The sequence below is a fragment of the Mesorhizobium sp. P2_A12 genome, from assembly GCF_056405075.1.
The window spans coordinates 236,246-250,830 of record NZ_JBFUCU010000002.1 but is presented as its reverse complement, the minus strand read 5'-3'; the positions used below and the strand labels follow the sequence as shown (position 1 = coordinate 250,830).

The 14,585-nt window shown below is 65.5% G+C and carries 11 protein-coding genes and 1 pseudogene; 6 read left to right on the top strand and 6 right to left on the bottom strand.

All coding sequences use genetic code 11. The features are described from left to right. Positions 1–74 precede the first annotated feature (74 nt). Genes AC1DZU_RS06005 through AC1DZU_RS05995 form a run of 3 tightly spaced genes read left to right on the top strand, consistent with a single transcriptional unit; the run spans position 75 to position 3,525 of the window. Positions 75–1,025: an ABC transporter permease gene (locus AC1DZU_RS06005; protein WP_477282683.1), complete on the top strand. Its 951-nt coding sequence runs from the start codon at positions 75–77 to the stop codon at positions 1,023–1,025. Next, positions 1,022–1,873, top strand: coding sequence for an ABC transporter permease (locus AC1DZU_RS06000; protein WP_477282681.1), 852 nt, complete (start codon positions 1,022–1,024; stop codon positions 1,871–1,873). The genes AC1DZU_RS06005 and AC1DZU_RS06000 overlap by 4 nt, the downstream gene beginning before the upstream one ends. Next, positions 1,870–3,525, top strand: a complete 1,656-nt coding sequence (locus tag AC1DZU_RS05995) for an ABC transporter ATP-binding protein (protein WP_477282679.1) — start codon at positions 1,870–1,872, stop codon at positions 3,523–3,525. Before AC1DZU_RS06000 ends, AC1DZU_RS05995 begins: the two co-directional genes overlap by 4 nt. Before the next feature lie 41 nt (positions 3,526–3,566). On the opposite strand, the gene AC1DZU_RS05990 is transcribed toward AC1DZU_RS05995, so the two are convergent. Beyond that, entirely contained in the window at positions 3,567–4,043 is a 477-nt protein-coding gene (locus tag AC1DZU_RS05990) for an Lrp/AsnC family transcriptional regulator (RefSeq protein ID WP_095091725.1), read from the bottom strand. A 222-nt stretch (positions 4,044–4,265) separates the two neighbouring features. Between AC1DZU_RS05990 and AC1DZU_RS05985 the strand changes: the two genes are divergently transcribed. Continuing rightward, the gene (locus AC1DZU_RS05985) at positions 4,266–5,591 is read left to right on the top strand and encodes an NAD(P)/FAD-dependent oxidoreductase (RefSeq protein WP_477282677.1); all 1,326 of its coding nucleotides are present in this window, start codon (positions 4,266–4,268) and stop codon (positions 5,589–5,591) included. Positions 5,592–5,629: 38 nt separating this feature from the next. Here AC1DZU_RS05985 and AC1DZU_RS05980 read toward each other — a convergent pair whose 3' ends face one another. The 5 genes from AC1DZU_RS05980 to AC1DZU_RS05960 all read right to left on the bottom strand — a co-directional run bounded on the left by AC1DZU_RS05980 (position 5,630) and on the right by AC1DZU_RS05960 (position 12,361). Further along, positions 5,630–7,000: an FAD-dependent oxidoreductase gene (locus AC1DZU_RS05980; RefSeq protein ID WP_477282675.1), complete on the bottom strand. Its 1,371-nt coding sequence runs from the start codon at positions 6,998–7,000 to the stop codon at positions 5,630–5,632. Then, positions 6,997–7,299, bottom strand: a complete 303-nt coding sequence (locus AC1DZU_RS05975) for a (2Fe-2S)-binding protein (RefSeq protein WP_477282673.1) — start codon at positions 7,297–7,299, stop codon at positions 6,997–6,999. The genes AC1DZU_RS05980 and AC1DZU_RS05975 overlap by 4 nt, the downstream gene beginning before the upstream one ends. Continuing rightward, positions 7,296–9,281, bottom strand: a complete 1,986-nt coding sequence (locus AC1DZU_RS05970) for a hydantoinase B/oxoprolinase family protein (protein WP_477282671.1) — start codon at positions 9,279–9,281, stop codon at positions 7,296–7,298. The genes AC1DZU_RS05975 and AC1DZU_RS05970 overlap by 4 nt, the downstream gene beginning before the upstream one ends. A gap of 4 nt (positions 9,282–9,285) precedes the next feature. Then, positions 9,286–11,364: a hydantoinase/oxoprolinase family protein gene (locus AC1DZU_RS05965; RefSeq protein WP_477282669.1), complete on the bottom strand. Its 2,079-nt coding sequence runs from the start codon at positions 11,362–11,364 to the stop codon at positions 9,286–9,288. Positions 11,365–11,455: 91 nt separating this feature from the next. Further along, entirely contained in the window at positions 11,456–12,361 is a 906-nt protein-coding gene (locus AC1DZU_RS05960) for a LysR family transcriptional regulator (protein WP_477282667.1), read from the bottom strand. 103 nt (positions 12,362–12,464) lie between these two features. On the opposite strand from AC1DZU_RS05960, the gene AC1DZU_RS05955 reads away from it, so the two are divergent. Beyond that, complete coding sequence (locus tag AC1DZU_RS05955) at positions 12,465–13,583, top strand: NAD(P)/FAD-dependent oxidoreductase (protein ID WP_477282665.1); 1,119 nt, start codon at positions 12,465–12,467, stop codon at positions 13,581–13,583. 264 nt (positions 13,584–13,847) lie between these two features. Then, positions 13,848–14,507 (top strand): annotated as a pseudogene (gene lhgO / locus AC1DZU_RS05950) (L-2-hydroxyglutarate oxidase); the annotation flags it as partial. Positions 14,508–14,585 lie beyond the last annotated feature (78 nt).

The window sequence follows — 14,585 nt, the reverse complement described above, 5'->3', positions numbered from 1 at the left end:
GGGGGCCGGTCAGCCAGCCCCCGGCAGTTCATTGCGCAAGATTGCTTGGCCGAACAACCGCAGGGAGCGCTTCCATGACGTCTGGGGTTCTCAACCTCGTGCTGAAGCGGCTGGGGATCGCGGCTGTCACGCTTTTGATCGTGCTGTTCGCTGTGTTCTTCGCCACCAGCATGCTACCTGGCGACACCGCATCGATCCTGCTTGGCCAGGCGGCGACTCCCGAGGCCGTCGCCGGCCTGCGCGAGGCCATGCATCTCAACGATCCGGCGATCCTCCGCTTCCTGCTCTGGCTTGTCGGACTGCTCCACGGCGACCTCGGCACCTCCTATGCCAACGAGATGCCGGTCGCGGCGCTGATCGGCGGGCGCCTGGTCAACACCATGAAGCTCGCCGGCATCACCACGCTGCTCTCGGTGCCGCTGGCGCTGACGCTCGGCATCACCGCAGCGATGTTGCGCGGCTCCGTCTATGACCGGACCGTCACCATCCTGTCGATCGGCATCATCTCCGTGCCGGAATTCATGGTCGCGACCCTCGCGGTCCTGCTCTTCGCAGTTTATCTCAAATGGCTGCCGGCGCTGTCCTCGGTCAACGAGGCGCATTCGCTGACCGACCTCGTGCGCATCTATGCAATGCCGGTGATCACGCTCACCTTCGTCATCTCCGCCCAGATGATCCGCATGACCCGCGCCGCGGTGATCGAAACGCTTTCCACGCCTTATGTGGAGATGGCGCTTCTGAAAGGCGCCTCGCGCGGCCGCATGGTGTTGAGGCACGCGCTTCCGAACGCTCTCGGCCCGATCGTCAACGCGGTCGCGCTCTCGCTGTCCTATCTGGTCGGCGGCGTCATCATCGTCGAGACGATCTTCAACTATCCCGGCATCGCCAAGCTGATGGTCGATGCGGTCGCCACCCGCGACCTGCCGCTGATCCAGAGCTGCGCGATGATTTTCTGCCTTGGCTATCTCTTCCTCATCACCGCCGCCGACATCGTCGCCATCATGTCCAACCCGAGGCTCAGATGACGATAGCGCGCTTGACAACCTCCCGACGGTCCTTCCTGGGTCACAGCTACAGCCTGGTCGGCGTCGTGGCCGCACTGGTCATCCTGGCCTGGACGCTCATCGCGATCCTGGCGCCCTACGTCATTCCCCATTCGATCGGCGACATTGTCGACGACGACTATTTCGGCCCGATGCGCCAGGGACTGTGGCTAGGCTCGGACTATCTTGGGCGCGATATGCTCTCGCGGGTTCTGATGGGCGCCCGCTACACTGTCGGCATATCGCTCGCCGCCGTCTCCATCGCCTGCTTCTCAGGTGTCGTGCTGGGGATGATCGCGGCCGTCACCGGTGGCTGGCTCGACACCTGCCTCAGCCGCTTCCTGGACGCCATGAACTCCATCCCCAGCAAGCTGTTCGGCCTTGTTGTCGTCGCTGCCGTCGGCTCGTCGATCCCGGTGCTGATCCTGACGCTGGCCGTCATCTATATCCCCGGCGCGTACCGCTTCGCGCGCGCGCTCGCCGTCAACATCAATACCATGGACTTCATCACTGTCGCCCGTGTCCGTGGCGAGAGCACCGCCTACCTCATCGGCTCCGAGATCCTGCCCAACATCATCCGCCCGGTGCTTGCCGACTTCGGGCTGCGCTTCGTCTTCATCGTGCTGTTGCTCTCCGGCCTGTCCTTCCTGGGGCTCGGCCTGCAGCCACCGCTCGCCGACTGGGGCGCGCTGGTGCGCGAGAACATCGGCGCCCTGCCCTTCGCGGCCCCCGCCGTCATCGTGCCGTCGCTGGCAATCGCCAGCCTCACCATCAGCGTCAACCTGCTGATCGACAACCTGCCGCAGAAGATCAGGGACCGGGACGCATGAGCAATCTCGTCGAGGTCAGAAACCTGAGGATCGAGGCGAAGACCGACTCCGGACGGCTTGTCGAAATCATCAAGGGCGTCAGCTTCGACATCGCCGACGGCGAGATCGTTGCCCTGATCGGCGAGAGCGGCTCCGGCAAGACGACGGTAGCGCTCTCGCTCATGGGCTATGCGCGGCCCGGCTGCCGGATCGTCGGCGGCGAGATCAACGTCAACGGCAAGAACATGGTTGCCCTTTCCGAAAAGGAACGCGCCAGGCTGCGCGGCACCGACATTGCCTATGTTCCGCAAAGTGCCGCCGCCTCGTTCAACCCCTCCTCCACGATCATGGAGCAGGTCATTGAGGTCACGCGCATCCACAAGCTGATGCCACCCGAGCAAGCGCGCCAGCGCGCGGTCGAGCTGTTCCGGGCCTTGTCGTTACCAGATCCGGAAGGGATCGGCGCGCGTTATCCGCATCAGGTTTCGGGCGGGCAATTGCAGCGGCTTGCCGCGGCCATGGCGCTCATCGGCGATCCCAAGCTGATGATCTTCGACGAGCCGACGACGGCACTCGACGTGACGACGCAGATCGACGTGCTGAAGGCATTCAAGTCGGTCATGCGGGCGGGCGGGATAGCGGGTGTCTATGTTTCCCATGACCTCGCGGTCGTGGCCCAGATCGCCGACCGCATCGTGGTGCTGAAGGGCGGCGAAGTGCAGGAGACCGGCACTACCGCGGCAATCCTTTCGGCTGCCCAGCATCCCTATACGCGCGAACTGCTGGCCGCCTTCGAGCCGAAGCCGCGGCAAACACATGCGGACGCAGATGCCGGGACCAAGCAGCTGCTGCGTATCGACAATGTGACGGCCGGCTACGGCCCGGTTCGGGATGACGGACTGCCGCTGATCCGCGCGGTCGATTCCGTCAGCCTCGTTGTCGAGAAGGGGCGCAATCTCGGCGTCATCGGCGAATCCGGCTGCGGAAAATCGACGCTGGCGCGCGTTATCGCAGGCATCCATCCTGCTGCGACCGGCGACATCGTCTTCGACGGCAAGGACCTGCAGCGCGCCGCCAGGAAACGCAGTCAGGACCAGCTGCGCGAGATGCAGATCGTGTTCCAGTATGCCGATACCGCGCTTAATCCGGCCAAGCCGGTGGAAGACATCATCTCTCGTCCGCTGGCCTTCTATCACCGGCTCGACAGGCAGGCGCGCGCGAAGCGCGTCGACGAGCTGCTCGACATGGTGCGCTTGCCAAGGGGCTTGCGCTACCGTCACCCATCGGAGCTCTCTGGCGGCCAGAAGCAGCGCGTGAATTTCGCACGCGCGCTGGCGGCCAACCCCAAGCTGATCATCTGCGACGAAATCACCTCGGCCCTCGACACGGTGGTGGCGTCCGCCGTGATCGAGCTGCTCAAGGAGCTGCAGCGCGAGCTGGGCCTTTCCTACATCTTCATCAGCCACGACCTCTCCGTCGTCGAGGCCATCTGCGACGAGATCATGGTCATGTACAACGGGCAGCGGGTGGAACAGATCACGCCCGACAAGGTGACAGCGCCCACCCACCCCTATTCCAAGCTTCTGTTCTCCTCGGTGCCGAAGCTTGACCCGACCTGGCTGGACGGCCTCGTCCGCGACCCCGAACTCGTCAGCCAGTACGGCCACCGCTGACTACATCGACAAACGGGCCACCGTTTCAGGAAGCAGCCGCCTCACCTGGGAAACAGGCTGGGTAGCGGCATGTGCGCCTTGACGATGGGAGACTTCAGCACCACAAAGCTGAAATACTTGTCGATGCCGATATCCATGTCGGTCAGCCGTTCCATGATCGTCTGGTACTCGCCGATACCGGCGGTCACGAATTTCATCAAATAGTCGTAGCCGCCCGACACGAGGTGGCATTCGATGACCTGGTCGATCTTCTCGACAACGGCGAGAAAGCGGGCGAAGTCCACCTGGCGATGGTTCTTCAAGGTGATTTCGGTGAACACGGTCAGCGTCTGGCCGAGCTTGCCGATATTGACCTGTGCGGAATAGCCCTCGATGTAGCCTTCCGACTGGAGTTTCTTCACCCGCATCAGGCACGGGCTTGGCGACAGATGCACCAGATCGGCCAATTCCACATTGGTGATGCGGCCGTTCTTCTGCAACTCGTAGAGGATCTTGATATCGATCCGATCCAGTTTCACGGCCGTCTCCGCAGAACGCACGCCACAGCACAAAATGCTGCCTTGTCAATAGCCATTGACACTACCACAGCCCGCTGGCCTGTCCATCCAAGCGAAACCGCTTTGAAACGCAGCGACTCCCGATTTCAGCCGGGCTGCCGGAATAAAATTCTGCTTCGGCCTCAACTGCAGCAGCGGCTGCCTGCGCAACGCGCTAAATTGGCGCTTCAAGGTAGAGAGACCATGCGCGCGCAGCTACAGCAAATCGAGACATCTGGCGAACTGCCACAGTCCGCGGACGCGGTGGTGATCGGCGGTGGCATCGTCGGCGTCTTTGCGGCCTACTATCTGGCCAGGCGCGGCATGAAGGTCGCGCTTGTCGAAAAGGGGCGCATCGGCGCCGAACAATCCTCGAGAAACTGGGGATGGTGCCGCCAACAGAACCGCGACGCCCGCGAACTGCCGATGGCGACCCGCAGCCTCGATCTGTGGGACAGCTTCGCGGCGGAAACCGGCGAGGACACCGGCTTTCGCCGTTGCGGCCTGCTCTATCTCAGCAATGACGAGGCGGAACTAGCCGGCTGGGCGCGCTGGCGTGACTTCGCCAGGGCGGCCGGCGTCACCACGCTCATACTCGACGGCGGCGAGGCCAGCGAGCGGGGCCGCGCTACGGGGCGAACATGGAAGGGCGGTGTCTTCTCGCCGACCGACGGCACAGCCGACCCGTCGCGCGCCGCGCCGTCTGTCGCCCGTGCCATCCCCAAGCTGGGCGGCACCGTGCATCAGAATTGCGCCGCGCGCGGTATCGAGACCGAGGGCGGCCGCCTGAGCGGCGTGGTCACCGAAAGCGGAACGATCCGGACGAAGCTGGCCGTCCTAGCCGGCGGTGCCTGGGCCTCCTCTTTTTGCCGGCAGTTCGGCTTCCGCTTTCCGCAGGCGTCGATCCGTTCCTCCATCCTGTCCGTCTCGCCCGGTGCTGAAGGTCTGCCGGATGCGCTGCACACGGCAAGGATCTCGGCCACACGTCGCGGCGACGGCGGCTACACGCTCGCCATAAGCGGACGCGGCCGCGTGGACGTCACGCCGCAGCAGCTGCGCTTTTCGTCGCAGTTCCTGCCCATGTTCCTGAAGCGCTGGCGAAGCCTCGCGCCCGGCGGTCTGCAGGGCATGCGCTCAGGCCACGAAACGCTGCGACACTGGCGGCTCGACCAGCCGACGCCGATGGAGCGAATGCGCATCCTTGATCCAGCCCCGGACCAGGCGACTATCCGCCTGACCCACGCCCGCGCGCTCGAGCTGCTGCCGGCACTGCGCCAGACCAGGATCAGCGCGGCCTGGGCCGGTTACATCGATAGTACGCCGGACGGCGTGCCTGCCATCGGCGAGATAAATACCATTCCTGGTTTCTTCCTGGCTGCCGGGTTTTCGGGACACGGTTTTGGCATCGGACCCGGCGCCGGGCACCTCGTCGCCGATCTGGTGACTGGCTCCAAACCGATCGTTGATCCGAAGTCCTACGACCCGCGGCGCTTCGATGCCTCAGCCTGGGGGAAGGTCGCCGATTTCTAGGATGTGATCCTGATCCATGCGCGGCCTCCGCAATTGCATCAGCCGTCCCGGAGGAAGGCACCGACAGGCGCCGGGCGGACAGGCGCCTGTCCGCGAAATCGGCCCACAGCGTCAGGCGTGCAGCCGGCCTGCGCCGCAACAACTTCAACGGCCGCCAACTGGCAGTAGCGCCCCTGACAGCGCCCCATGCCGACGCGCGATAGCGATTTCACCCTGTTGGCCTCGCCGCCGCCGAAATCCACGCTCTGGCGTACGGCTCCGGCTGTCACGTTCTCGCAGCGGCAGACGACCGCTTCATCGGGAAGTGCCCGCGCCATCGCTGCCGGCCAGGGAAAGGCGCAAGCCAGGCCGCGGGCAAAGCGCTCGAGCCGTGCCAGCTTGCGCAAATCGACGCCGGTGGCGGACGCAGGAATTCCGAGATCGGCAAGGCATGCCGCAGCCGCGAGACGCCCAGCGATCTCCGCGCCGTCCGCTCCCAGAAGACGAACCCCATCGCCCGCCAGGTAAACTCCGTTGCCGGCACGACCCATCTGGTCGGTCCTTGGCAGCCATTGCCGCCATTGCTCGTCATAGGTGAAGGTGCATCCCACAAGGTCGGCCAGATGCGTCTCTGCCCGCAAGTGCCAGCCCATGCCGATCATGTCGCAAGGGGTGCGGTGCTCCCGGCCGCCGGCGTCGCGCCAGCGCATCGCCGCGACACCTTGCTCGTCGGCCTCGATCCGTTCGAGCGTCACACCCGCATGGTAGCGGCCGCCGAGCCTTGCTCGCAGGGCCATGCCGCGCAGCGCAACCAATGGCCGGGCAGCAAGTCCCCAGACCGCCCCTCGCATCTGCTGGCGCCAGGGCGAGGTGTCCAACACCGCCGCCACATCCGCTCCGGCCTTGACAAGCTGGGCGCCGACCAGCGTCAGCAGTGGCCCTGATCCCGTCAGCACGATCCGCCGCCCAAGCGACACGCCCTGCGCCTTGAGCGCGATCTGCGCCGCGCCGAGGCTGTAGACGCCGGCGCTCTGCCAGCCCGGCACCGGAGCGACACGGTCGGATGCGCCGGTGGCAAGGATCAGGCGGTCATAGACGACCACCTGCACACCACCCTCCCCCAGCACGTGCAGCCGACCCTCATGCACTGCGATGACCGAGCTCGCCGCACAATGGGTGAGCCGCCCCTCGGCGGCCAGCCGGTCGAAGAGCGAATGCAGCGCTCGCGCCTTCGCCGCCTCCGACCCGTAGAGTTGCTCCGGTGTGCGGGTGAAGCCGGCGGACGGGCGGCGATAGATCTGTCCGCCTGCGCGCTGCCCTTCGTCGATCACCACCGGGTTGAGCCCCGCCTCCACAAGCGTCGCGGCGGCCCTTATGCCAGCCGGACCGGCGCCCACGATCACGATCCGCGGCGATGAGGTCTCGCTCACGGCCAGCTCTCCGGTGGCATCGTGCGCAACCGCATACCTTCGGTGAGAAGTGTCGAGCACGCCCGCAGGCGCGGTCCCTCGTCCTGCCATACCCAGCAATCCTGGCAGGCTCCCATCAGGCAGAAGCCGGCGCGCGGCTCGGGTCCGAACTCGGATTTTCGCAACGCGTGCCCTGACGCCAGCATGGCGGTCAGCACGGTATCGCCCGCCAGTGCACTAGACCTCTCACCGTCGAGAAAGAAATGCAGCTGCGCCCGGTCGCGCTCGGCCAGCCGGACGATGCGGCCGGCCGTGATCATTCCGCTGCCTCTCGCACGGAACGAGGACGCGGCAGTTCGGGGAACCGCTCGCAGACCGCATCGAACGCCGCCTGGACGCCTTCCGGCCCTGTCCGCCCCTTCATGCGACGGAAGATCTCCGTCTTGGCGAAGAACCGCCAATGGATCGGCAAGTCCCTCAGTATGGCGGTGAGCCGGTCATAGGCCGCTGGGGTCCACTGCGCTTCGTAGCCTTCGCGCTCCGGGCCGAAATGGAAATGGCCGACGGCCGGCCCCTGCCCCGCGCGCAGCCTTTGCGTTGCCTGATCGTCGACCACGCCGCCACGGATGACGACGCCATAGTCGCGCTCGGCAGCCGTTGGCGAGACATAGCCGCGCCGCACGTCCTGCGCGACGCGCCAGGGCTCGCGCTCATGCGGATCGCCGCGCCCGCCGCCTCCGGCGGAACGGATATCGAGCACGTCGCCGGGCTGCAGCACCGCCGTGTCGATGTTGCCCAGCCGCAGTTCGTGCTCGGTCCCCGGATTGACGAGCATGTCCGACAGGCCGGCCGCCTTGCCGCCCAGCACACCCCAGGGACGAAAGAAGCTGCGGTCCCGGTTTCGCGCCGTGATCCTGGAATCTGGGGCGAAGACACGGAAGGCCACCTCGGTCGCCAAGCCGCCGCGCCAACGGCCCGCACCGCCGCTGTCCCTGGCGAGCCCGTATTTCACGAATTCGACCGGAGTCTCGGTCTCGGTGATCTCGATCGGCGTGTTCTTGAGATAGGCCGCATCGGCGCCCGATCCGTTGGTTCCGTCGCGATGCGGCATGGCGCCGCCGCCGCCCACGACGGGATTCACCGCGGCGATGACGGACCGGCTGGTCCGCTCGTCCGTGGTCATGACATTGACGATGCAGTTGTTGCCGGCGGGTGCCGCTGGCAGGCGCTCCGGCACGGCTTGCGAGAAGGCGCCGAAGATGACCGACCGCAGCCGGGCACAGGTGAGCGAGCGCATGCCAACCGCGGCAGGGTATACCGGGTTGAGCACCGAACCTTCCGGCGTGATGCAGGTGAAGGGCCTGGTGAGGCCCGTATTGAGCAGGATCTTCTGGTTGAGCGTGTAGAGCACATAGTAGACGCCCACCAGCAGCATAGTGTGGCGCGGGTCGCCGCCTGAAGGCACGTTGAGCGAGGAGCCGAGTTGCGGATCGGAGCCGGTGAAGTCGAGGACCGCCTCGTCGCCCCTGATCGTCAGCGTCAGCTTCAGCCGGCAGGGATTGGCCTCGACCGAATCCTCGTCGGCATAGTCGGCGAATTCCCACGTCCCGTCGGGCATGGAGCGCAGCACGTCGCGCGCCTGCGCCTCGGCATGGTCGAGAAGCGCGGAAACGCCTTCGATGAAGCCGGCCTTGCCGAACTTCCTCACCATTGCCTGGATCTTTCGCTCGCCGGTGTTGAGCGCGCCGACCAGCGCCTTGATGTCGCCGATGTTGAGGTCGGGCTTGCGCACATTGGTGCTCATGATCCGCAGGATCGTCTCGTCGAAGACGCCCTCATTCACAAGCTTCATCGGGGGAAAGCGGATACCTTCCTGATGGATTTCGGTCAGCGCCCGGCTGAGCGAGGCCGGCACCGCCCCTCCCATGTCGGTGTTGTGGATATGCCCTCCGGTCCAGGCGACGATCTCGCCGTCGACGAAGACCGGCTTCCACAGATGCGTGTCGGGCGCGTGCGTGGCGACGTGGCCGGAATAGGGATCGTTGGTGAACGCAACGTCTCCCGGCCGGTAGTCGTCGACCATCGCGATAGCGCGGTGATACGAAAGCCCCGGATACCAGGTGGCGCCGAGGTCCATCGGCACGGCGAAGGTCGCCCCTGAACGGTCCATCAGCATCACCGTAAAGTCCTGCGTTTCCTTGACGAAGGCAGAGTGCGCGGTGCGGTGCAGCGTGTGGGCCATGTTCTCGGCGGCCGCGCGGGCATGGTTCGCCAGAACCTGCAGATTTGTCCGGTCAAACATGGTGTCACTCCGCGAAGGTCAGCAGAAGGTTGAGATGGCGGTCGACCCATGCCTGCGTTCCAGCGGGAATCGCGAAGGTGGTGTCTTCCTGAACGACCACGGCAGGCCCGTGGAACGTGCTGCCCGGCACGAGGGCCTGCCGGTCGTGGAGGTCGACGGTTTCGACGCTCAAGCCGGTATAGACTGGGAGCCGGCGCGCCGGAATGGCCGGGGCGTCGATCACGTCGACCGCCGGGAAGTGGAGCTTCGGCCCCGCGCCCACTGCGGACAGCCGGACATTCACAAGTTCGATCTCGCCGTCCGGGTCGTGGAAATCGTAGAGCTGCTCATGGGTGAGGTGGAAGGCTCGCGCGATGGCGGCCGCATTGCCGTCCGTCAGCCATTCCGGCTGAAGGACGACCTCGATCTCATAACTCTGCCCGATATAGCGCATGTCGCAGGTGAGGCTGAGTTCGGCCGGCCCCTCATGCCCCTGCGCCGCGAGCCAGTCGCGACCCTCTTGCGCGAGGGCCTCGAAGGCATCGCGAATTCCCGCAAGCGACATGCCCGACAGCGGGCTGAAGATGGTGCGGATGAAGTCCCCGCGCAGGTCCGCCACGAGCCCACCCAGCGCCGACACCACGCCGGGACGGCGGGGCGCCATGACACGCTTCATCCCGAGTTCGCGGGCAAGAAAGGCGCCGAGCATCGGGCCGCCGCCGCCGAAGGGCATCAGCGTGAAATCGCGCAAATCCACGCCGGCGCGCGAGGCGAGTTTCTCGACCTCGACGAACATTTCCGACACCGCGATGTCGAGGATCGCCTGCGCGGTCTGCTCGACCGGGCGGCCGAGCCGGGCGGCAAGCTCGCCGACCGCGCGATGCGCCAGCCCGGTATCGATCCTGAGCTGGCCGTAGGCCATCTCGCTGTGACCAAGCCATCCACACACCACCATGGCGTCCGTCACCGTCGCCCGCTCGCCGCCACGGCCATAGCATGCAGGTCCTGGCGTCGAACCTGCCGACTCCGGCCCGACGCGCAGCACCCCTTGCGCGTCGACACTGGCGATCGAGCCGCCGCCGACGCCGATCGAGCTCACCGACACGGAAGGGATATGCAGTGGAAATTCACCGATCAGTTCGCCGGTTCCGAATTGCGCCTCGCCGCCGATGATCAGCGCGAAGTCGGCCGAGGTCCCGCCAATGTCGAGAGTAAGAATCTTGTCTTCGCCTGCCTGGCGCGCCAGCCACGAGGCGCCGATGACGCCAGAGGCCGTTCCCGACAAGAGCATGTTCACGCAGGCACGCTTGCCTTCAGCAGCGTTCATCAGCCCACCGTTCGACTTCGTCAGCATCGGGCGGGCCGGCACGCCGCGGTCCTTCAGCCGCTCTTCCAGCGCCGTCAGATAGCCCGAGACGCGCGGATGGACATAGCCGTTGAGAATGGCGGTCGAGCTGCGCTCGTATTCGCGGATGACCGGCCACACCTCAGCCGAGGAGAAGACGAAGAGGTCTGGCGCGAGACGCGCGATCGTCGCCTTGACGGCGGCCTCCTGCGCGGCATTGCGCCATGAATGGAGGAAGGAGACGATGATCCCTAGCGCCCCATTCGCTTTCGCCGCCGCCACCGCCCTGGCGACCGCCGCCATGTCCGGTGCCTTGGATACGCTTCCATCGGCACGCATGCGAACCGGAATGCCGAACACCATGTCGCGAGAGATCAGCGGGTCCGGGCGCGAGCAGAACAGCGAATACATGTCCGGCATTCGCAGCCGTGCGAGTTCGATCACGTCCTCGAAGCCCGCATTGGTGAACAGCGCCAGCGGCGCGCCCTTGCGCTGGATGATCGTGTTGATGCCGACGGTGGTGCCGTGCACGAAGCGCGTCATGAGCGTAGGATCAAAACCTTCGCGTTCGGCCAGAAGGGTGAGGCCGGTCATCAGCTCGGTACCCGGATCTTCCGGCGTCGTCAGCACTTTCAGCGAGGCGACCCGTCCGGAACGGGCTTCAAGCGCGCAGAAATCGATGAATGTCCCGCCAATATCGACGCCGACCTTCCAGTCGGCCCCGTTTTGCGCTGCATCCGCCACGATGGCACTGTCCATGATGCGTCCCTTCCTGTCTGCCACACGCAAAACTGGCATGACCGGATGGTGCGGGTCCAAGACGTATGATGAGCAAGGATATAAGTCTTGCTTATGCTTTCGCGCGATGCTCATTCAGGACGGCGGCACAGGCTGCGCGGATCTCGTCCCGCATCATCTCATCGGCCCGCGAAAGAGCCCGTGTGCGCGAGGTCAGCAGCGCGATCGGAAATTCCGGCCCCGCGGCGAGCGGCCTGACGGCAAGCCCGGCAAACTGGTGCCACGGCAACAGCGCATCGACCAGCGCGATGCCCAAGCCAGCCTGGACGAAGCCGACGGCGGAGATGGATACGTCGATCTCGAGCGACGGCGAAAGCACCACGCCCTGTGCGCGGGCCGCATGGGCCAGTTCGTCGGCGGGACGGGTGTTGCCACGATAGGATATCAACTCCTCGCCGGCGAGATCGGCGAGCGTCAGCTCGGTTTTCCCGACCAAAGCATGCCCGGCGGGCAGCAGGCATGAGAAGCCGACGCTGCCGATCACCTCGGCCTCAATATCCGGAGGGAGCCGGTCGTCCATGGCCACGCCGAGGCTGGCATCACCGGCGCGCAGCATGTCGACGATGGCGGCGATCGGCGCGCTATGAGCACGCAACATCATGTTGGGATGCTCGGCCCGGAATTTGGTGAACGCACGCGGCAAGATAGCCATGGCCGGCGGAGGTGAGGCGGCGACCCGCACCAGCCCTGCCCGACCCAGGCGTAGATCGGTGGTCTTGCGGCGCAAGCCTTCAAGCCCCGCCGACAACCTCTCGGCATCAGGGAAGATTTCGAGCGCCTCCGGGGTCGGTCGCAACCGGCCTTTCACCCGCTCGAACAGGGTGAAGCCGAGTTCGTCCTCGGCGTGGAGCAGGATCTGGCTCAAAGCGGGCTGGGAGATGTTCAGCATCCGCGCCGCGGCGGTCACCGTGCCCGCGCGCATGACGGCGATGAATACTTCGAGCTGCCGGGCCCGCATTGCCACTCCATAGGTAAAGCTTATGGCTTCTGTCCAAACCCATCTTTGACGCAATACCGTGGTGCGGACAAGATTGGTCAAGGATTCAATGCAAGAGGGCGCCATGGATGTGATCGTGCTGGGCGGCGGGCTGATGGGAACGGCTTCGGCCTATTTCCTGGCCCGGCGCGGCGCGCGCGTGACGTTGATCGAGCGCAACCGGATCGGCACTGGAGCAACGGTTGCCTCCTTCGGCAACATCCGGCGCACGGGGCGTCATCCGTCCCAGCTTCCGCTGGCCCATCGCTCGCTCAGGCTGTGGGGCGAGGCCGAAAAAATGCTTGGCCGCGACGTGGAATTCCGCGCTACCGGCCATATCCGGCTGGTCTTCGATGAAGATAGCCTCGCCGACATGCGGGCCTATGCCGAGGCGGCGCTGCCCTGGGGACTTCAACTGGAGGAGCTCAGCCCGCGCGAGATTCGCGCCCGTTTTCCCGGTCTCGGTCCTGATGCTATTGCCGCGTCATTCTCGCCGCACGATGGCAGCGGCAATCCGCGGCTGATCGCACCGGCCTTTGCCGAGGCTGCCCGCAGGCTGGGCGCCGAAATCGTCGAGGCGACTGAGGTCGAGACGATCCGGCACACGGGCTCCAGCTTCCTTGTAGCCAGTTCAAAAGGTGCATTCGCCGCCGAGTGTCTGCACAACACCGCCGGCGCCTGGGGCGCGCGCATCGCCGCGCAGTTCGGCGAAGCGGTTCCGCTCGACGCCCGCGGCCCGCAAATGGGCGTGACCGAGCCGCTGCCGCATCGGATCTTGCCGGTGGTCGGCATCTGGACGCGCAACAAGGACCATGGCGCCTATCTGCGTCAGGTCGAGCGAGGCAACATCGTCTTCGGCGGAGCGGCCGAAAGAGTAGCGGTGAACCTCGATCCAGGCCACGCGGCCGCCGACCCCATGCGCCTGCCCACGCAGCTGCGCGCCGTCGCGCGACTGCTGCCGGCGATCGCGCAGGCTACAGTCATCCGCACTTGGTCCGGCTGCGAGGGCTATGTGCGGGACATGCTGCCGGTCATGGGACGCTCGGCGACGACGCCAGGCCTGTTCCACGCTTTCGGCTTCAGCGGACACGGCTTCCAGCTCGGTCCGGGCGTGGGCGATGCCATGGCCGAGCTCATCATGACCGACCGCTGCGAAACGCCGCTCGACGATTTCCGGGTCGATCGCTTCGCCCGCGCAGCCTGACGAAGCAACTGGTGACATCCGCGCAACGATGGCCCTTTTTGGCCGCGAATGCGGGATAGCCAGTCTCGCCGGCGCCTTCGAGTATGAGGATCTCAAGAGGTCGTTGCGCGCTAGGCACAAAGATTTCCCCGATGATTTTGGCCACCGACGGCCAGCACTGGCGGAGGACGTGCATGGCCGAGTTCAGAACCCGCCTAATTGCACGCCCTAGCCGCCGATCACCGCATGCATCGCTGGAAGGTCTTTCGAAGCCGGAGTTGTTGAGCTACGTATGACGGGCGCCGGCAGGCGAAAAAACTGGTGGTCTGCGGCGGTCTCCAATCGGACCGGCTGGCCGTGCTCGCCGGGCTTTCGATCGAGCATCGCATCGTTCCGTTTCGCGGCGAATACTATCGCCTTCCCGCATCGAAGAACACCATCGTCCGCCATCTGATCTATCCCGTGCCGGATCCCGCCCTGCCCTTCCTCGGCGTGCACCTGACGCGGATGATCGACGGCAGCGTCACGGTCGGGCCGAATGCCGTGATCGGTTTTGCTCGCGAGGGCTATCCACGGCTTTCGTTCAATGTTTCGGACATGGCCGACTACATGCTGTTTCCCGGCTTCTGGAAGACCGTGTTCGCCAACCGCGGATCTGCGGTTACGGAACTCCGCAACTCGTTCTGGAAACCCGGCTATCTGGAGGAGTGCCGGAAATACTGCCCGAGCCTCGACCTCGCCGACCTGCCCCCGCACGAAGCAGGCATCCGCGCGCAGGCAGTGCGCAAGGACGGCGCCCTCATCCACGATTTCCTGTTCGCACAAACGGACCGCATGCTGCACGTCTGCAACGCCCCCTCACCCGCCGCCACGTCGGCGATCCCGATTGCGGAGATGATCGTGGGGGGCATGGCAGATGAACGTCGACGCATGCCAGCGAACTGAAAGACGGCAGCTGGGCGCGCCTCGCGAGGTACGTCTACAATCCGGCACATCACTCGCCGAGCGGTACGCTGCGTGCTT